The organism is Amaricoccus solimangrovi (assembly GCF_006385685.1).
GTDB classification, from domain to species: Bacteria; Pseudomonadota; Alphaproteobacteria; order Rhodobacterales; family Rhodobacteraceae; genus Amaricoccus; species Amaricoccus solimangrovi.
In genome coordinates this window covers 44,966-64,423 of sequence record NZ_VFRP01000022.1, presented here as the reverse complement: position 1 = coordinate 64,423, position 19,458 = coordinate 44,966, and the positions used below count along the sequence as shown (strand labels likewise).

The window sequence follows — 19,458 nt, the reverse complement described above, 5'->3', positions numbered from 1 at the left end:
CGCGCCTCCGCGCGGGCCTTTCCGCGTCCGGCGCCGGGGCGGCCTCTTCTCCCCGGCTTTCCGTCGGGCCCCGACACCCCTATCCTGCCGGGATGACAGCCGCCGGCCGGGGCGCCGGCATCTACCCGGACGATGGTTCCATGGCTTCCTTCCCCACCGGCCCGCTCCTTCTCCTGCTCGCCGCGCTCGGCCTCGGCGCCTGCGACGGCGCCGGGGAGCGGGCGCGAGCGCATTACGAGCAGGCGCGCGCGCTCCTCGCCGCGGGCGACGCGGCCGGGGCCGAGGCCGAGTTCCGCGCCGCGCTCGCGCTCGACGGCGCCCATGCCGGGGCGCGCCTCGCCTATGCCGACCTGCTGCGCGCGCGCGGCGAGGAAGCGGCGGCGCTGCGCCAGTATCTGCGCGCCGCCGAGGCCGCGCCCGATTCCCTTCCCGCCTGGCGCGCCGCGGCCGGGCTCGCGCTCGACGCCGGCGACGCCGCCACCGCCGGGGAGGCCGCGGCCCAGGCCCTCCGGATCGATCCCGCCGATCCCGAGGCGCGGAGCGTCGCGGCGGCGCTCGATCTCGCCCGCCCCGAGACCCGCGCCCGGGCAGTCGAGGCGGCGCGGGGCGTGATCCGCGACGCCCCCGGCACGGGACGGGCGCATCGGGTGCTGATCGCCGAGCGGATCGAAGCGGGCGACGCCGCCGGGGCGCTCGCCCTCGCCGGGACCGCGGTAGCCGCCGCGCCGGCGGACGGGGAACTGCGCCTGATCCAGGCCGGGCTGCGCGAGCGGGCGGGCGATGTCGACGGCGCCGAATCGGCGCTGCGCGCCGCGCGCGCGCGCGCCCCGGCCGATCCCGGGACCGCCGGCGCCCTCGTGAGCTTCCTGATCCGGCACCGCGGGCCAGAGGCGGCGATCGGCGAGATCGACCGGATCACCGCCGGCGGAGGGACGCCGGCGCCCGATCCCCGCCCCTTCCTGCGCCTGCGCGCCGGGCTCGTCTACGACCAGGGCGATCAGGCCGGAGCGATCGCCGCGCTCCGCGCGCTGACCGGGGGGGGCGAACCCTCCGGCGAGCGGCGCGCGGGCCAGCTCACCCTGGCGGGGATGCTGGCCGGGACCGGAGCCGCCGCCGAGGCGCGGCGCCTGCTCGACGGCGTGCTCGCCGAGGATCCGGGCCTGACCGGCGCGCTCGCGCTCCGCGCCCGGCTCGCGATCGAGGCCGGCGACCCCGGCCAGGCGATCCGCGACCTGCGCGCGGCCGAGGAGAGGGCGCCGGAGGATCCCGAAGTGATGTCGCTGATGGCCCTCGCCCAGGAGCGCGCCGGCAATACCGGCCTCGCCGGCGAGCGGTTCGCGCGCGCGGTCGACCTCTCGCGCCAGGCCCCCGGCGCGAGCCTCGCCTATGCGCGCTTCCTGATGCGCGGAAACCAGCCCGGCCCGGCCGAGAGCGTGATCACGGCCGCGCTGCGCGCCACGCCCGGCGATCCCGACCTGCTCGCCATGCTCGGCCGGATCCGCGTCGCGCGCTCCGACTGGAGCGGCGCCGCCGAGGCCGCGGCCGGGCTCGCCGCGGCCGGGGCGCCGGAACAGGCGGCGGCGCTCGAACTCGCGAGCCTGCGCGGCCAGGATCCGGGAGGACGGATGGCCGCCCTGCTCGAGGATCTCGCCGAGGACCCCGATCCGGCGGCGCTGCTGCCCCGCGTCCGGTCCCGGCTCGCGGCCGGGGACGCCGCGGGCGCGCGCCGCGCGCTCGAGGCGGCGGTGGCGCGCGACCCCGCCGATCCCGCGGCCCGGCTGATGCTGGCCGCGCTCGCGCGGGGCGCGGGCGACGCGGCGACGGCGGAACGGCTCGCCCGCGCGCTGACGCTGGAGCGGCCGGAACTCGCCCGGGGCTGGCTGGAACTCGCCGATCTCCTGCGCGCCGAAGGCCGCGAGGCGGAGGCCGACCGGGTGCTCGCGGAGGGGATCGCCGCCGCGGAGGAAGCCCCGGGCGGGACGGCGGAGGGGGCCACGCTGCTTCTCGTCGCCCGGGCGGCGGCGCTGGAGCGGCGGGGCGAGACCGAGGCCGCGATCGCGCTCTACGAGCGGCTCCACGCGCGCGATCCCGCGGCGGCGGTGATCGCGAACAATCTCGCGAGCCTGCTCTCGACCGCGCGCGCGGATGACGAAAGCCTCGCCCGCGCCGAGGCGATCGCCCGCGATCTCGCGGATACCGCCGTGCCCGCCTTCCAGGACACCTATGGCTGGATCCTGTTCCGCCGGGGCGACGCGGCGGGCGCCCTCGCCCGGCTCGCCCCCGCGGCCGAGGCCGATCCCGGCGATGCGCGGACCTGGTTCCACCGCGCCGAGGCGGAACACGCGCTCGGCCGCGCCGAGGCGGCGCGCGCGAGCTATGCCCGCGCGCTCGCCGCGGCCGAGGCCGGCGCCCCGCTGCCCGAGATCGCAACCGTCCGCGCCCGGCTCGCGCCACCCCCCACCTCGCCCGGCGCCACCCCGCCGGCCGGGCCCGGAAGCGGCGGCTGAGCGCGGGCGCGATCTGTTGCAGAATGACTACGCCCCGCCGGTCAAATCGCGGTGGCCGGCCGCGCCGGAACCGTTTTGCCTTTCGGCTGGTCGCGGAACCGTGGTTAAAACGTAGCCAACCAGCAAGATGAGGCGGTATTATATGAGACCGATTGCATTCGCCCTTATGCTCGCGAGCGTCGTGAGCCCCGCCTTCGCCCAAGGCTCCAATTACCGGATCCAGCCCGGCGACTCTCTGACCGTCACCGTTCTCGAGGACGACACGCTGAACCGGCAGGTGCTGGTCCTGCCCGACGGCCGTATCTCCGTGCCGCTCGCCGGCACGATCACCGCCGCCGGCCAGTCGGTCGACAGCGTCGAGAAGGTGATCGCCGACCGCCTCGCGCCGAATTTCGCCGTGCGCCCGAGCGTCTTCGTCTCGGTCGTCGCCGTCGACGAGGCCGCCGGAGAATTCCCGGTCTACGTGCTCGGCCAGGTCGCCACTCCGGGCGAGGTCCAGGTCAAGCCGGGAACCACGCTGCTGCAGGCGATCGCGCTCTCGGGCGGGCTCGACCGTTTCGCCGCCTCCAAGCGCATCCAGCTGCGCCGCACCGATCCGGCGACGCATCAGGAGCGGCTGTTCCTCTTCAACTATAACGCCGTCGAGAACGGCGGGGCGGTCCAGTCGATGATCACCCTGCGCGAAGGCGATGTGATCGTCGTCCCCGAACGCCACCTCTTCGAGTGAGGCATGGGCTGATGCGCCGCGCCTTCAAGGCTCCCCCGATCGGAGCCCCCTCGCTGACGGCCCTGCTGCTCGCCGGCTCGGCCGGGGGGGCCTTCGCCCAGGCCATTCTCGAGACGCCCCCGGATGGATCGAGCCTCTCGGCGACGATCTCCGAGCGGTTCGAGGCCAATGACAACTACCGGCTCGACGATCCCTCGCCGGGGACGACCTATTACGCCGATACCCGGCTCGCGGTCGACTACCTGAGGCAGACCGACAACCAGAGCTTCGCGCTCGGGTTCAACACCGGCCTGCGCGCGCTCTGGGAGGCGGAGGAGGATTTCGACTTCGTCCTCGCCTCGCCGACCTCGGCCAATCTCGGCTATCAGAACGAATGGGCGAACGGCGTCTTCAACGCGATCTTCACCTATCGCCAGCGCCAGGTCGACTACACGATCGATCCCGATCCGGCGATCCCGGACGGGACGCCCGACGACCTCAACCAGCTGCGCGGCAATTCGCGCGAGATGCGCTACGACGCCGATGTCGGCGTCGTCTGGGGCACCGCGACCCGCTCGAGCTACGAGCTGCGCTTCCTCGGCACGCGGATCGACTATACCGAGGACGATCCCGACCAGGTCGCGCGCACGACCCTGCAGGGCCAGGGCGCCTGGAACCTGCAGCTGACGCCCGTGCTCGCGAGCTCGATCACGCTCGACTACCTGAACTACAACGCCGAGAACGAAGCCAAGACCGAGCTTGACCGCGGCCAGGTCGGGGCGGGCGTGATCTACACGCCCTCCGAGGTGCTGACGCTCGGCGCCGGGATCGACTATGCCAAGCGCAAGCGCACCGACCTCGTCGACGGCGAGCGCGAGACGACCGACAACAGCTCGGGCCCCGGCGTCAACGGCAACTTCCGCTACATTCTGCCCGACTTCGTCCTGACCGGGAACGGCGAATGGACCACGGCGGCGCCGACCGACCGGTTCTTCGGCAACATCCGGGGCGTCTACGCGCTGCCGCGCGGACGGATCGCCGGCCGCGTGTTCCAGAACTACACCGGCAGCAGCGGCGGCGGCAACGAGGCCCGGGTGACCGGCGCCGGCCTGCAGCTGGTGCGCGACATCAACGAGGTCTCGAGCTTCGGCGTCGATTTCAGCTATGCGATCCAGGTCGATGTCGAGGACGGGGTGAACGATACCGCCGGTCCGGACATCAAGCGGATGGCGCTGACCGCCTCCTACAGCCACGATCTGACGGCCTATGTCAGCGCGGAAATGGGCTATACCTACCAGTCGCGCGACGAGGATCCGACCAACGCCTCGAGCAACGCGGTCTATTTCCAGATCGGGCGCGCCTTCGACGTGCTGCGCTGAGCCTGCGCATCCCGCGAGGGAGGCGCCTTAAAACGGAAAGGGCCGGATCTTCCCCGCGCGGGGAGATCCGGCCCTTTCCGTTTTCCGAGGGGAAGCGGGACGGAAGGCCCGCCCCCCGGATATCCGGGGGGCGAGGCGACGGCCTCAGAAGCGCATCAGCATTTCCGGATCGAGATCGCGCATCCGCGCCAGATCGGCCACGTAGCGCGCCTCGAACATCGCCTCCTCCTCCTTCGAGAAGGGTGCGAAGCGCGTGCCCTCGCCCGCGTTGGCGAAGATCGCGTCGACGATCCGCCGCCGTTCCGGGGAGGAGAGGTTGCGCGGCAGCGCCTCGGCCTCGCGGATGGCCTCGAGCGAGGGCGACTTGGTGCGCGTCGGATCGGCGAGTTCCGGCAACGGGCCGGTATCGCAGCCGGCGAGCTCGGACAGGATCTCGCGCTTGTGGGCGCGATAATCCTCCTGCCGCCAGATCCGCAGCGGCGCGTTCGGCGCCACCGCGCGGATGCGCCGCGCGAGATCGAACCAGCTCGGCGGATTGGCGACCACGCGGGCGCGGATCGATTCGAACCCGCCCTCGGGGGGCGGCAGCACGCGAAGCTCCTGCGCGTAGGTCGAGGCGAGCTGTCCGGCGAAGTTCCGGATCGAGAGGAACAGCGTCACATCGGCCCGGCCGCCCAGCGTCGCGAGCGTCGGCACGATATGCTCGACCATCGGATAGATCGGATCGGAGAACACCCGCCGGGGCGAACCGAGCAGCTTCTCCTCCGAAAGGATCACGGTCTCGGGCCCCTCGCGCAGGGGATCGAGCAGTTCGCACAGGATCCGCTTGGCGATCACGCCGCGCAGGATCGGCAGGCGCGTCGCGAGGCGTCGCTCGTTCAGCGCCTGGGCGATCCCGGCGCGCCGGAGCGCCGGGAGCGGAATCGGGTCCACGCCGCGCGCGACGAGGCGCGGCCGGATCTCGGTCAGTGTATTCTGCAGATGGGTCGTCGCGGTCTTGTGCGCGCCCAGATGGATCCGCCACTGGCGAACCTCCGGAAGAGGCACGACAAGGGCCGGACTGAACGGCGCGGTGAATTCAGCACTCATCACTGCGGAGGTCATACCAGATAGTCCTTCCCGAATTCGGCCAGCGTCTCCCTACTCTTGCCTTGGCTCATGTTTCGCTCGTTTTTCCTGCCTGTGGAGCCCTGAAAACCCCATAGGAGAAAAACCGCCTATTATTACTGAAAAATAAAGATAAAATCCGTTCACCCCTTCCTCGTTCCCCGCGGGTGAGGCTTTCCCGCCACAACAACCCCGGAGCGGGCTCTCCGTTCCCTCCGGGGCGCGCGCGCCGCCCGAAGGGCGGAATCCTCCGCCCCCCGTTCCTTTCCATCCTGTTTTCTTCTAGATTCGCGCCCGGGGCGTGAAAAGCCCGTCCGTTCCGGCGGGCGCGTCCCGTCGGATGGCCGTCGATGGCCGTTCGGGGTGTTTCCTGTTATCGAGTACCGGCCGGCCGCGCCGCGTCGCGCCGGAATCAAGGATGTCCATGACCGAGTCGAGCGCCGTTCTCCCCTCCCCCGTCCCCGCCGAGGTTTCGACCGCGCCCGTCCCGCCCGGATCCCCCGCCCCCGGGGCGGCCGCGGCGCCGAGGCTCTCGATCCTCGTCATCAGCTACAACACGAAGGCGATGACGCTCGACTGCCTCCGCTCGATCGAGGCCGAGACGCGGACGCCCCACGAGGTGATCGTGCTCGACAATGTCTCGCCCGACGGGTCGGCGGAGGCGATCGCCGAGGCCTTCCCGCCCGGGACCCATCCGCATGTCCGGCTGATCGCGAGCGCGGAGAACCACGGTTTCGCCAAGGGCAACAACATCGCCGCGCGCGAGGCGCGGGGGGACTACCTGCTCCTGCTCAACCCCGACACGCTGATCCTCGACGGCGCGATCGACAAGCTCATGGCCTTCGCCGAGCGGACCCCCGAGGCCGGGATCTGGGGCGGGCGCACGCTGACCGGCGACGGGCGGCTCGATCCCTCCTGCGCCTTCGACGACCAGACCTTCTGGAGCATCTTCTGCCGGCTGACCGGGCTCTCGGTGGTCTTCAAGGGCAGCGCGCTGTTCAATCCCGAATACTACGGCTCCTGGGCGCGCGACAGCGAGCGCGAGGTCGGGGTGATCATGGGCTGCTGCCTGCTGATCCGGCGCGACCTCTGGGAGGCGCTTGGCGGTTTCGACCTCTCCTTCGTCATGTATGGCGAGGAGACCGATCTCTGCCGGCGCGCCCGCGACCGGGGCCTCGCGCGGCCCCGGATGACGCCCGAGGCCGAGATCATCCATTTCGGCGGCGCCTCCTCGCCCAAGCTCTCGAGCGACAGTCTGAAGCTCAAGGCGCGGATCACGCTGGCGCGGCGCCACCTCAGGCCCTGGCAGCGGCCGCTCGGCGTCGGGATGATCCGGATCTGGCCGCTGACGCGCAAGCTGACCGGCGGGCTCGCCGCCCGGCTGACCGGCGACGCGCGCTTCCACGCCGCCGCCGCCCGCTGGTCCGCGGTCTGGGACAACCGCGCCGCCTGGCGCGACGGTTTCCCGCTCATCCCGCCCGCGACGGGTGGCGGTGTCCGGCGAAACTAGGCTATCCGCTTCGGAAGACGAGCTAACGCGTTTAAAAGGTATCCTTGAGTCGAGGAGCAGGCGGCACCCGTGAGCAAGCAGATCTACATCACCTGGATCGATTTCCAGCGGCGCGCGGAATCGATGAACCAGTACGTCGATTTCGACCTCTACTACCTGCCGCCGCCGGTGTCGCGGAAATGGCTGAAGCCGTTCGGCTATCTGCTCCAGGCCTGGCGCACGATCCGCATCGTGCTCGCCGAGAAGCCGGACGTGGTCTGGGTGCAGTCGCCCCCCAGCCTGGTGCCGCATATCCTGCTCGGGCTTCGCGCCTTCACCAGGCGCTACGGGCTGATCGTCGATTGCCACAACGCCTCGATGCTGCCGCCCTGGGTGCATTTTCCCGCCGCGACCTGGGTGCTGAACCATTCCGACCGGGTGCTCGTCCATAACGAGGAGATGCGCGGCGTGGTCGAGGCGCATGGCGTGCGGCCCGAACTCGTCCGCGTGCTCGAGGATCCGCCGGCGATGCTCGATCTGCCGCCGGCGGCGCCCCGCGCTCCCGATGCCCGGCCCTATGTGCTGGTGCCCTGCTCGTTCAATCCCGACGAGCATCTGCCGCTCCCCGCGGTGATGGGCGCGGCCCGGCTGCTGCCCGAGGTCGATTTCAAGATCACCGGCCGCAAGTGGAAGGCCGAGGCGCAGGGCCTGACGAAGGACGCGCCCCCGAACGTCCATTTCACCGACTATCTGACGATCGGGCAGTTCGAGGCGCTGCTCGCCGGGGCCAATGTGGTGCTCGGGGTGACGAGCCGGACCAACTGCCAGCTCAGCGTCGCGAACGAGGCGCTCGGCGCGCATTCGCCGCTCGTGCTCTCGGATACCGGCATCCTGCGCAAGATGTTCGGCGACGCCGCGCTCTTCGGCGAGAACACGCCCGAGGCGCTCGCCGCCGCGCTCGGCGAGGCGCTCGCCCATCAGCCCGAGATGCGCGCGAAGAGCGAGGCGCTGAAGCTCCGGCGTCAGGAAAGCTGGCTCGCCGAGGCCAGGCGCGCGAGCCAGATCGGAAACGGTCCGGCGAGCGGCGGCACGCCGGGGGCCGGAACCCTGGTCAAGCCGCCAGCCGGTCGATGAGCGCGCGGGCGGCGTCTCCCGGCGCCGCCCCGGCCATGGCGATGTTCTCCGACCGGCTGCGCCCGGAGAACATCGAGGCGAGCACGATGCCTTCCGGATTGATCGCGAAGGCGCGGGCGAGCAGCAGCCTCCCGAGCGCCGCGCGCGGCTGGTCCACGCCCGCGGCCGCGAGCACCTCGGCGCGGGCGACGGGATCGGCGCCGAGCCGCGCCTCGAGCCCCGCGAGCGCCCCCTCGACGCCGAAGACCGAATGGCCGATCGCGCCGAATCCCGAGCCACGCGCCGCCGCGAAGACCATGTCGGGCCGGCCCGGGTCGGGCAGCGCGAGCTGGACCACGCCGAAGGGCGCGCCGCGGCCGATCGCAGCCTCCGCCACCTCCGGGCTCGTCGCCACCGCGACCGCCCGGGCCTTGCCGGAGGCGAGGATCTCCTCGAGCGCGCGCAGGATGTCGTCGCGGGCGATCTCCGCGGCCTCGGCGTTGTGCAGCGCGTAGAGATCGACATGGTCGGTGCCGAGGCGCGCGAGGCTCTGCTCGAGCGAGCCGCGCAGCAGTTCGGGCGTCAGCGGCAGCTTGGTATTGGCCGTCGCCCCCGAGGCGCGGGCGAGGCCGCGGAGCGCCGGCACCGCGCCGATCGCCTTCCGCGCGAGCGGCATCGCCGCGCCCATGACCCGCCCCTTCAGCCCGCCCGCGTTCCTCGGCGGCGCGAGCCCGACCTTGGTGCAGAGCCGGAGCCGGTCGCGCCGTCCCCGGATGAACTCGGCCGCGATCGTCTCGGCCTGGCCGCGGCCATAGGCGGGCGCGAGGTCGAGCCAGTCGACCCCCTGTTCGAAGACCGCCGCGAGCGCGCGCAGCCCCTCCTCCCTGGGCACCCGGCTGCCGAGCGAGGCGCAGCCGAAGCCGAGGCAGGAGGCTTCGATGCCGGTCCCGCCCAGAATGATCCGCCGCATGTCTCTCTCCTCTCTCTTCCCGCGAGAATCCCCGGGCCTCGGCTCCCGGGGTCAGGCGCCCCCGCGCGGCGCCAGATGCTCCGCGAGCCTCAGGCCGAGCTGGACCGCGGTCAGCGTCGGATTGGCCTGGCTCGAGGTCGGCAGCACGGCGGTCGAGACCACGAAGAGGTTCGGGACGTCGAAGGCGCGGCAATCGGCGTCGACCACCGCGCTCGTCCGGTCGAAGCCCATCCGGGTCGTGCCGACCTGATGCGTGCCGTGCTTGGCCTCGGCGAAGACATTCTCCGCCCGCCGTTCGGGGGGCTCGTAATAGTCGAGCCGGGCAAGGGCGTTGCGCGTGAGCCAGCCCTCGAGCGCCTCGTGGGCCGCGATCACCGAGGCCGCGTCCGCCTGCGAGAAGCGCAACTCGTGCACGAGCCTCGGCAGGCCGAGCCGGTCGGTGCTCTCCCCGAGCGTGAGCCGGCTCTCGGCCGCGGGCAGGTGTTCGGAATGGTATTCGAGCGCGTAGCGCCGGCCGGGATTGGTCAGGAAGAAGCCCGGCAGCCGCATCTTCGCGACCCGGTTCTTCCACAGGAAGGCGGGCGCGAAGCCGATCGTCGCGGGCAGGTCGCGCAGCACGTTCATCACATGCGGCCCCCGCGCATAGGGCGGCGGGCCCGCGTGCTTGAGCCGCATCGGCTCGGCGATGAGCTTGCGCGCGAGCGGTCCCACCGTCAGCGCGAGGAAGACCGCCGAGAGGGGCCCCGAGCGATGCTCGGGATTGAGGATCGGCGGCACCACCGGCCAGAAGGCGACATTGCCGATGCCGGCCGCCTCCTGCGTCCCCCGGCTTGGCGTGATCCGGCGCCGGACATAGGAGCCGTTGGCATCGACATGGTAGGTGAGCCCGTCGTGCAGCGTCCGGTTCTCGAAGACGATGTCGGCGATCGAGCCGTTCACATGGCCCATGTAGAACCGCCCGAGCGGCCCCTCGGGCCCGCCGAAGAGCTCCGGCCGGCGCCGCTGCTCGGCGAGCAGGAGCCGCGTGCCCTGGTTGCCGCCGGCGGCGAGGATCACCCGCGAGGCGGCGAGCCGCTCCCGCCCCGCCCCTTCCAGGTGAAGATCGATCGCACCGATCCGGCCGGCCTCGTCGTAATCGAAGCCGAGCGCCGTCGCGCCGAGCGCCACGAGGAGATCCGCGCGGCCCTCGAGCGCGGCGCGATGGATGGCCTGCGTGCGCGGCGTGTTGCTCCAGCGCTCCAGCGTCTCGAAGGCGAAGGCGGGATCGGCGGCGACGCCCGCGAGCGCCTCGGTGAAGACCGGCCTGCCCGCGCCCAGCCCTTCGATCGCCGACGCGAGATGCGGCGCGAGATCGGCCTCCGAGATCGGCCAGGCGCCGAGCCCGAGCCAGGGACGGTCGGTGAAATCGATCGGATCGAAGGGCAGGCAGCGCCCGCCCCAGAGATTGGCCGTGCCGCCGAGGCGGCGCGCCGAGGCGATGTCGGGCCGGTGGTGGTAGTCGGGATCGTAGCTCTCGGCCTCCGAGAGCGCGGTGATCGCCGGATCGGCCTTCTCCCGGCCGCTCTCGAGGATCAGGACGCGGAATCCCTTCTCCGCGAGCGCGAGCCCGGTCAGGAGGCCGACCGGCCCCGCGCCGATCACATGGATGTCGGCGGCGAAATCGCGCAGCCGGTCGAAGGAGGGCGCGGACTCGATCATGCGCGGGCGACCGATCGGCGGGAAGGCGGGGGAAGGATGGGGGCGGAAACGGGCCCGATCATGTCACTCATTACCCAATCGCTTGACCAGAGACACCGGAGCGAGCGCCGGCGAACCTCCGCGATCTAGCCCCGGATTCCGCCCGCTGTCCAGAAGCCCCCGGGAAGGGCCTTCCGGGCGGCGCGGCCGCGCCGGAAAGGTCGGGCGCGGGATCCGTTCCACCCCGCGCCACCGGCTGGGCGGGCCCCCGAGGGGGCCTGCCCAGTCCTCAGAAGAGGGAGGAGTCGTAGGAGTTCTGGTACTCGTGCCCGAGCCCGGCGAGGACCAGGTGATGCGTGCCCGAATCCTGGTGGATGTCGATCGTCAGCGTGTCGCCGGAGACCTTGGCCTTGATGTCGCCGGACGCCTTGGTCAGCTCCTGCAGATCGGTGAGCGAGTCGATCTTCACATAGCCGCCGCCCGTGCTGTTGTGCACGTAATTGCCGCCGCCGATGTCATCGAAGGTCCCCTTGTCGTACTTCGACAGGGTAACCGTGTCGCCTTCCGAGAAATCGACCGAGAGCTTGTTGGTGGTGCTGCCGTTGACCTTCGTGCCGCTGAAGCGGAAGTGATCCGCCTCGCCGTCGCCGAGAGAGGAGGAGGAGGACGAGGACGAGGACGAGGAGACCGTCTTCGAGGACGTGCTCGTGGCATCCGCCACCGGGGCGCCGAGCGCGACGATCTTGCTGCCGGTATTGGAGAGCGTGCTCACGATCTTCCAGTTGTTCGCATCGTCGGCGATCGCGGGCGCCTTCACCACCGTGTTCCCCGACAGCGACACGCTCTTCGCATCCTTGTCGATGAGGATCATCGGGGTGTTGACGGCCTTCTTGCTGGAATATTCATTGGTCTGCACGACCACGTTGCTCTTGATCGAGACGCCCTGCGCGCCACCGATCGCGACGCCGAGCTTCTGGGCGGTCTTGATCGTGTTCCCCTCGATCGTGATGTTCTTGTAGAACTCGGCGGTATTGCTGCCCTTGGTGTCGGCATTGCCGAAAAAGATGCCGTGGGTGACGCCATCGTCGCTTGTGAGGACATTGCCCTTGATGGTGACGTTCGACGACGGCGCCTTGGCGCCCTGATTGTAGAACTGGATCACGTCGCGGTGCGAGTCGCCATGCGAGTGCATATGGACTTCGTTGCCCTGGATCGTCACGCCCTGGCTGTGGCCGATAACGATTCCGTCATAGCCGATATTGTCGATGTCATTGCCCAGCACCTTGAAGCTGCTGGCATTCCACACCTGAACACCCTTGTAGAAATCCGACAGATCCGAGTTCTGCAGCGTGACATTGCTGGAGCTGCTCACCTTGAACCCGGTTCCGGTACCGTAGCCGGAGACGACCTTCCCGGTGAGGTTCACGTGATCGAAGGTGAGGTTCGAGACGCTCGACAGCGAAATGGCCGAGAAGTTCGCGGGCTTGCTCGTGCTCTCGGACGTGATCGTGACCTTGCTCGTGTATTTCTCGTTGGAGAGCGAGAGGCTTCCGTAGTTCCCGGACTTGAGAGAGATCGTGTCTCCCCCCTTGGCCTTGTTGAGCGCGGACTTGAGCTGCGATTGAGTCGAGACCGTGTATTTCGTCATGGCCCTGGTCTGTCCTTTCTTTTCTAGATGAAGCCGATTCTTATTTTGGCTTCTCTAAGATTTTGTTTCCATTACTCTGCCGAATTTACCAAGACGCAGGAAATACTTCCCTGCTCGATGCCGAGACATCGAGGGCGCATTCGGATGCGATCGGGACCGCGTCCCGAAACGGGATGAGGAAAGGGGGCCGGAACGGGCGGCCGAGCCGCCCCGGGAGACGGGAAGCGGCCTGGCCGCCCCCGTCACCTTCGGATGTCAGAACAGCGACGCGTCGTAGCTGCTCTGGTATTCCTGGCCCAATCCCCCCAGCACGATGTCGTGGACACCGCCGGTCTGAGTGATGTGAAGAGTCAGCGTATCGCCCGAGACTTCGGCGCTGAGCTTTGGCGAGCTGGCCGCCAATTCCTGAAGATCGGTGATCGAGTCGATCTTCACGTAAGTACCAGTGGAATTCACATCGAGTTGGTTACCTTTGTACACTCCTTTGAAGCTGTTCTCTTCGTAGTTGATCAGAACGATCGTATCCCCTTCGTCGAAGTTGACGTTGGAATTCTCATCCACACGGTCGCCACCATTGGCCACCCAGCTGCCCTTGTAGCGGAACTCATCCGCCACGCCGTTGCCCCGCACGTCGGCGTAGGGATCCTCGGTCGACTCGCCGACCCTCCAGCTGAGCGCCACGACCGCGTTGTCGCTGATGGTCCAGCCGCTCCCGGCATCCTTGACTTCCTGCCAGGTATCGTCGGCGGCGATCGGCTTTCCGTTCAGGATGTTCTCCGTGACGGCGACATTGCCCGATTCCTGCGCGACATGGACGATCGGGATCGCGACCGTCCGGCTGTTGTCGTCGAGCGCGTCGTTCTGGATCACGGTATTGCCGGTGATCGTGACCCCGTCGATCTGGCCGATGGCGAGGCCGAGCTTCTGACCGGTCATGATCTTGTTGTCGCGGATCACGAAATCCGAATAGAATTCCGAGGCGCTGCCCGTCGATTTCGCATCGGCGTTGCCGGCGTAGATCCCATGAGTGGTCGTGTCGGTGGCGGTGAGCGTGTTCTTCGCGATCAGAACGTCCGAGCTCGGCGCCTTTCCGCCCTCGTTGTAGATCTGGATCACGTCGCGATGCTGGTCCTCGGCCGGATTGGCATTCATCTCGACCGTGTTGCCGATGATCCTCAACCCCTGGACATGGCCGCTCACGATGCCGTCGTAGGAGATGTTATGGACCTTGGTGTTCTGGATCGTCAGCCCGTCGACCGCCCAGGTCTCGATCCCCTTGCGATAGCCCCAGACGTTCGAGTTCACGATCTGGATGTCGCTTCCCTGGCTGATCTTGATGCCGGTGCCGGTGCCGTAGCTGTCCACGAGCTCGCCGTCGAATTTATCACCCCGGAAGGTGATCCCGCTGGACGACTTCACCACGACGGGCTGCCCGTTGGTCGTGGTCGCGGAGGTATAGTCGAACTTGACCTGCTTGAAGGTCAGGTTCTCGACTCCCTCCAAGTAAAGCTTGTCGATGATTGCCCTGTTCGTGGAAACAGCGGAAACGATCGTCACTTCACCGGAATATTTCAGGTACTGGGTAGACGACGTCGTCCCCCTGAGGGAGATGCTGCCGTAATTCCCTGGCTCCAGGACGATCGTATCGCCTCCCGTCGCGGTCTTGAGCGCGGAAAGCAGCTGGGATTTGTCCGATACCGTTGTCGTCGTCATATCGTTCTTCTACCTCTGTGGACTTCACATGAGGTCCCTGGCCTGTATTTCCGCCTTCCCGTCCCACACGCCTTCTTCGGGCGCGCATCCGCTTGGGCCTCCGCCAAGCAAGCGGCGACCATCGGCCGCGCCGGCTCGCGCCGGCGCTCCGTTCCTTGAAGAGGACCCGAAGGCCCTCGCGACTCAGACGATCCGGATGTCCCGGCGCGACCGCCCCTCCGCCGGGCCCGCGGGCAGCGCGGGTCTCGTCCCGGCGCGGCCGGAACGGGCGGAGGACGACGCCGGGATCCGGTCATGCGAGCGGGCCAGGATCGCCCCTTCGGGCGAACCGGACGCTCCGGCGTGCCGGGATCTCGGCGTTTCGGTCAAAGGTCTGTCCCTTGCTATTGTTTACCAGAAGCCTTCACGCTTCCGCATGAGGCCGTATTGTTTGCTTACAAACGGTGTAAGCGCGACGCTTCCGACGCTCAAGCCCGGGCTTGGCCGCGCGCGCCAATGGGCGAAAACATGCCTGTTTTCAGGGAAGATCCCGGTTTCGCGGAACCTTCTCCCCGCGGTTGCGAAGGGGAGACCGGGCTTTTTCCCGGACCGCGGGTAGAAACGTTTTCTCCCCGTTTTCATTCCGCTAGCTCGCGGGCTTCATCCGCGGGGCCCGCCTCCTTCGCGCGCTCCGCCCTTGCGTCTTCCCGCGAGAGATGGTTTTGTCCGCGCGCCCGGAGAGGTGGCCGAGTGGTCGAAGGCGCACGCCTGGAAAGTGTGTAGGCGGGGAACCGTCTCGAGGGTTCGAATCCCTCTCTCTCCGCCAGACTACCCCGCTACTCCGAATCTTCCGGGGGCGGGGCGGGATTTCCGCTCCCCGAATCGATCCGATTCGCCCCAGATTCCCCCGAGCCATCGCTCCCCGTCCGTCACGACCGGGAGTTTGCCAAGCCCTCGGGAGAGGGAGCCTTACCCCCTCCCCCGGAGGTTCCGCGGGAGCCGCGCTCAGCCCCGCCGCAGCGCGGCGAGGATCTTCTCCCGAAGCGCCGCCGTTACGCCCGCGCCCCGGAGCCGGAGTTCGGGCTTCCCCCCGTCCCGGAAGCCGAGTTCGAGCCCGGGGCCGAGCCGCTCCCAGGACCAGTCCCCCTCCGTCCCGCCCCGCCCGGGCGAGGCCTCCCGCGCCTCCGGCGCCGCTTCGGAAGGCGCGCCCGGTTCCGCCTCCAGCCGCGCGGCGGTCCGCTCGAGCAGGTCGAGCTCCGCCTCCGCGCTCCGGGGCGCGCCCGCCACCAGCGCGGCGACGAGCGCGTCCCCCCGGCCCGCGCGGATGAGTTCGACCAGCCTGAGGCCGAGCCGTTCCGGCAGATGGGCCGGAAAGCCGAGCGCCCCGTCGAGCGCGTGATAGATCTCGGTGAAGGCGCGGATGCGCGAGCGTTTCGCCCGGCTCGCATTCGCGAAGAGCGTGAGCAGCGCCGCCTTCTCGCTCGGGAAGACGCCGCGCTCGGTCGCGACCGCGGCGATGCGCGCGCGCTCGTACTGGCTGAGGCCGAGCCGGATCTCGTTCTCCTCGACCATCGCGACATAGGCCTCGCCCGCGCTCGCGGGCCGGCGGATCAGCGCCGTCGCCGTGGCGAAGCGCTCCTCCCCGGTCTCCTCGAAGAGCGCGCGCAGCGCGGCGAGCCGGCGCCAGCCGGAGATGAGGCCGAAGGGCAGCGTCCCGCGCGCGAACCCGCCGTCGCCTCCCTCGTCCGAGGCGGGGCCACGCAGCGGCGTCACCTCGATCGGCATCCGCTGGCCATGGGCCCGGATCGACTCGCGGAGCGCGATCATCTCCTCGTCCGCCGCGCCGAGGGGATCGGCGCCCATCCGGTCGCGGGCGATATGGTCGGCGGCGATGTCGTCGAGCGGGATCGCGCGCAGCATCCGCCCCTCGGCCTCGGCGCGGCGCAGCGTCTCGACCACCTCGTCGAGCGCGGCGCGCCCCGCCGCCTCCGCCGCGACGCGCGCGATCGGCGCCGGCCCGGCGGCGAAGGCCGCCGCGGCGACCGTCTCGCGAGTCCCCCCGGGATCGGCGGGCGCGAAGGGGGGCGGAACCCGCCCGAAATGTTCCGCGAAATGTTCCGCGCGCGGAACATCGGCCGCGGCCTCCTCCGCGGCGGCGGGGATGGCGGGGTTCAGGCGGCGGCGGGCCATCAGGCGCTCTCCTTCCGGCTCCGGGCCTCGGCCTCCGCCCGCGCCTCGATCTCGTCGCGCCGCCAGCTCGCGAGCAGCAGCCGCTTGAAGAGCGCGTAGGTCTGGTCGAAGGTCAGCCGGCCGCGGGCATAGGTGTCGCGGTTGAAGTCGCGGTAGTCGGCCTCGTAGATCCCGTTCACCTGCTCGCTCGCCTGGCCGACCAGCGCGGTGAAATCCTGCCGCCAGGGCGAGAGGGCGCGGCCGAGATAGGCCTGCATGAGCCCGGCGAGCTCGGCCTGCTGGCCCGCGTCGTAGCGGGTGATGACGGCGCGCACCGCGTCCCATTCGAAATGGATCTCCGGCCGGCCGAGCGCGCGGGCGGCGACGTTCTCCCCCTCCTCGATCGAGAGGAAGGTCGAATGCAGCATGTCGAAGAAGCGGCCGGTGGAATCGAATTCGAGGAAGGAGGCGCCCATCGGCACCAGCAGGATGTCCGCCGCCGTCAGCCCGTTGATCGTGAGATAGCCGAGCGCGGGCGGGGTATCGAGGATGACGATGTCGTAGGCGTCGAGCACGCCGTCGCGCTGAAGCGCGTTCGAGAGCGCCTCCCAGAGCTTCCAGCCCCGGAGCGACATGCGCCAGACCGGGATCTGGAACTCGGCCCAGTAGAGATTGAGCTGCGCGCCGATGAGGTCGATGTTGGGCCAGTGCGTCTTCCGGATCACGTCGGCGCTCGAGCGGGTCAGCGCCTCGGTCAGCGTCTCGTCGAGCGGCAGCGGCGGATCGCCCCGGTCGACGCGGCGCTGGTTCTCGGCGCGGAGACCGAGCGCGTAGTCGCGCGCCACGAGCGGGAAGACCGTGTCCCATTCGGAGGCGACCCCGCCGCCGAAGATCGAGGTCATCGAGCCCTGGCTGTCGAGGTCGATCACCAGCACCCGGTAGCCGTCGAGCGCGGCGGACATCGCGAGATGGGCGGCCATCGAGGTCTTGCCGACGCCGCCCTTGAAGTTCGCGACCGCGCAGACCTTCGCGGGCAGCCCTTCCGGGCGGTAGGGCCTGTACTCCTTCGCCCGCGATCCCTCGGCGGCGAAATGCGCGCGCAGGCGAAGCACCTCGTCGAGGGTGAACCATTTCGCGCCGCCCACCGTCTCGCTCGCGCCCTGGGGCAGGTCGGGATTGGCGCGCAGCACCCGGCGGAAATGCGCGGGGGCGACCGGGATCAGGTATTTGGTGATCTCCCATGTCGAGAAGAGCCGGAGCCGGCGCGCGCCCGTTCCCTCATGGCCGCGGGCGACGAGATCGGCGCGGCCGCGCGCGCAGGTCTCGGCGATCCGCCCGAAATCCGCCGTGCCGACCGGCGCCTCGAGCTCGGCGAGCGCCTCGTCGGGGGAGATGTTGAAATAGGGCGGCGGGGCTTCCTCCGGGGAGCCGCCGGGGGTCTGGGACATCGCTCGAAAACCTCATGTGCCGCGTTTTCAGCAATGTACCATGATTCGCGGCATATCAAAGCGGAACCGGCAGGCGAAGCGTTTTTTCCCGGTTTTTCAGGGATCGGAACCGGGCTCGCGGGGTCGGCGAGGATTTTTCGCAGTGTTATCCGGTGTTAGAGAATGTGTTACGGCTTCGGAGCTTTCCGGTAAACCCCTGCTTCCACGGAGAGAAAGCGCGGTTCGGGGGGCTTTGGTGAATCCGGAACCACGTTGGGATGAATCCGAAACCACGGGAAGATGAATCCGAAACCCCGAAATGTCCTGTTGCGGGGCGGCGGCGCGCCCCCTAAGCGTGGGTGGCATTGAAACCACGATAAGATGGGGCCGCCGTTTCATGAGGCAGAGCAGGCGCGACGCGGCGGAGACTTCCGGCTCCGTTCCGGAAAGGACTCCGCGCGGGCGATCCGGGGCGCGCAAGACGGGCGGCGCTTCCGGGGCGGAGCCGCCGCCGCCGGCGGTCCTGTCGGGCGAGACGCTGCCCGCCGCCCCGGCCGAGGGGTTCTTCATCTGCGACCTGCCCTGGGCGAGCCCCAAGGAGGACATGGCCTCGATGGAGCATCCGCTCTTCACGCTCGCGACCCGGCCCGACCGGCGGATCCTGAGCTACGAGCATGGCGAGGCCACGATCGAGATCACCCCCTCGGTCAAGGGGCTCGCGACGATCCATGACAAGGACATCCTGATCTATTGCGTGAGCCAGCTCGTCGCCGCGCTGAACGAGGGCCGGCCGGTGAGCCCGGTGCTCCATCTCAAGGCGCATGACCTCCTGAGCGCGACCAACCGCGAGACCTCGGGCGACGGCTACCGGCGGCTGCGCGAGGCCTTCGAGCGGCTCTCGGGCACGCGCATCGTCACCAATATCGCCACCGGCGGCGTCGAGAGCACCCGGGGCTTCGGTCTGATCGACTCCTGGGAGATCCAGCGCAAGGCGCGCGGGGGGCGGATGATCATGGTCTCGGTCACGCTCTCGGACTGGATGTACCGCTCGGTCGTCTCGAAATCGGTGCTGACGCTCTCCCGCGACTATTTCCGCCTCAGAAAGCCGCTCGAGCGCCGCGTCTACGAGATCGCGCGCAAGCATTGCGGGCGCCAGGCGGAATGGCGGGTCGGGCTCGGGACGCTGCTGCTGAAGTCCGGCTCCACCTCGCCCCGCCGGGTGTTTCGCAGGATGATCCGCGACATGGCCGAGGAGGACGGGCTGCCGGATTACGCGCTGTCGCTCGGGGCGGATGACGTCCTGCTCGTGCGCGCCCGGGGCCGGATGGCCCCCGCGCCGGGCGAGGGGCCGCGGCTCTCGGCCTTCGCGCATGAGCGCGCCCGGGCGGCGGCGCCGGGTTTCGACACCCACTGGCTCGAGGCGGAATGGCTGCGCTTCTGGGTCTCGACCGGCCGCCCGCCGCTCCACGACCCCGACGCGGCCTTCCTCGCCTTCTGCCGCTCCCGCGCCGAACGCGGGCTCCCGCGGTGAGACGGAAGTTCCGCGCGCGGAACATCCCGGGGACGAGAGAGGC

The 19,458-nt window shown here is 69.9% G+C and carries 13 protein-coding genes and 1 tRNA gene; 7 read left to right on the top strand and 7 right to left on the bottom strand.

Going from position 1 to position 19,458, the window contains the following annotated elements; translation table 11 throughout:
* Window positions 1-140: 140 nt before the first annotated feature.
* The 3 genes from FJM51_RS17860 (at window position 141) to FJM51_RS17850 (ending at window position 4,592) form a co-directional block, all read left to right on the top strand.
* The gene (locus FJM51_RS17860; protein WP_181164615.1) at window positions 141-2,507 is read left to right on the top strand and encodes a tetratricopeptide repeat protein; all 2,367 of its coding nucleotides are present in this window, start codon (window positions 141-143) and stop codon (window positions 2,505-2,507) included.
* A gap of 142 nt (window positions 2,508-2,649) precedes the next feature.
* Window positions 2,650-3,234 carry a polysaccharide biosynthesis/export family protein gene (locus tag FJM51_RS17855; protein WP_140455493.1) on the top strand — a complete coding sequence of 195 codons (585 nt, stop codon included), beginning with the start codon at window positions 2,650-2,652 and terminating at the stop codon, window positions 3,232-3,234.
* 11 nt (window positions 3,235-3,245) lie between these two features.
* On the top strand, window positions 3,246-4,592 hold the full coding sequence (locus FJM51_RS17850) for a hypothetical protein (RefSeq protein WP_140455492.1): 1,347 nt from the start codon (window positions 3,246-3,248) through the stop codon (window positions 4,590-4,592).
* Between the two features lie 144 nt (window positions 4,593-4,736).
* On the opposite strand, the gene FJM51_RS17845 is transcribed toward FJM51_RS17850, so the two are convergent.
* On the bottom strand, window positions 4,737-5,696 hold the full coding sequence (locus FJM51_RS17845; protein WP_140455491.1) for a hypothetical protein: 960 nt from the start codon (window positions 5,694-5,696) through the stop codon (window positions 4,737-4,739).
* A gap of 427 nt (window positions 5,697-6,123) precedes the next feature.
* Here FJM51_RS17845 and FJM51_RS17840 point away from each other — a divergent pair, with 427 nt between their 5' ends.
* Window positions 6,124-7,209: a glycosyltransferase family 2 protein gene (locus tag FJM51_RS17840; RefSeq protein WP_181164614.1), complete on the top strand. Its 1,086-nt coding sequence runs from the start codon at window positions 6,124-6,126 to the stop codon at window positions 7,207-7,209.
* A gap of 69 nt (window positions 7,210-7,278) precedes the next feature.
* Window positions 7,279-8,322, top strand: a complete 1,044-nt coding sequence (locus FJM51_RS17835) for a glycosyltransferase (protein ID WP_140455489.1) — start codon at window positions 7,279-7,281, stop codon at window positions 8,320-8,322.
* Here the strand turns inward: FJM51_RS17835 and FJM51_RS17830 are convergent.
* The 4 genes from FJM51_RS17830 to FJM51_RS17815 all read right to left on the bottom strand — a co-directional run bounded on the left by FJM51_RS17830 (window position 8,300) and on the right by FJM51_RS17815 (window position 14,099).
* Complete coding sequence (locus FJM51_RS17830; RefSeq protein ID WP_140455488.1) at window positions 8,300-9,271, bottom strand: aldo/keto reductase; 972 nt, start codon at window positions 9,269-9,271, stop codon at window positions 8,300-8,302. The genes FJM51_RS17835 and FJM51_RS17830 overlap by 23 nt on opposite strands.
* Window positions 9,272-9,322: 51 nt before the next feature.
* Window positions 9,323-10,969 carry a GMC oxidoreductase gene (locus FJM51_RS17825; RefSeq protein WP_140455487.1) on the bottom strand — a complete coding sequence of 549 codons (1,647 nt, stop codon included), beginning with the start codon at window positions 10,967-10,969 and terminating at the stop codon, window positions 9,323-9,325.
* 268 nt (window positions 10,970-11,237) lie between these two features.
* Entirely contained in the window at window positions 11,238-12,596 is a 1,359-nt protein-coding gene (locus tag FJM51_RS17820; protein ID WP_140455486.1) for a right-handed parallel beta-helix repeat-containing protein, read from the bottom strand.
* Window positions 12,597-12,851: 255 nt separating this feature from the next.
* On the bottom strand, window positions 12,852-14,099 hold the full coding sequence (locus tag FJM51_RS17815; RefSeq protein WP_181164613.1) for a right-handed parallel beta-helix repeat-containing protein: 1,248 nt from the start codon (window positions 14,097-14,099) through the stop codon (window positions 12,852-12,854).
* 925 nt (window positions 14,100-15,024) lie between these two features.
* Here FJM51_RS17815 and FJM51_RS17810 point away from each other — a divergent pair.
* A tRNA-Ser gene (locus FJM51_RS17810) sits at window positions 15,025-15,114 on the top strand.
* Window positions 15,115-15,293: 179 nt separating this feature from the next.
* Here the strand turns inward: FJM51_RS17810 and FJM51_RS23850 are convergent.
* Window positions 15,294-16,478 (bottom strand): ParB/RepB/Spo0J family partition protein, encoded by a 1,185-nt coding sequence (locus FJM51_RS23850; protein ID WP_181164612.1) that lies wholly within the window; start codon window positions 16,476-16,478, stop codon window positions 15,294-15,296.
* The gene (locus tag FJM51_RS17800; RefSeq protein WP_140455484.1) at window positions 16,478-17,905 is read right to left on the bottom strand and encodes an AAA family ATPase; all 1,428 of its coding nucleotides are present in this window, start codon (window positions 17,903-17,905) and stop codon (window positions 16,478-16,480) included. The genes FJM51_RS23850 and FJM51_RS17800 overlap by 1 nt, the downstream gene beginning before the upstream one ends.
* Window positions 17,906-18,281: 376 nt before the next feature.
* On the opposite strand from FJM51_RS17800, the gene FJM51_RS17795 reads away from it, so the two are divergent.
* Entirely contained in the window at window positions 18,282-19,415 is a 1,134-nt protein-coding gene (locus tag FJM51_RS17795; protein WP_140455483.1) for a replication initiator protein A, read from the top strand.
* Window positions 19,416-19,458 lie beyond the last annotated feature (43 nt).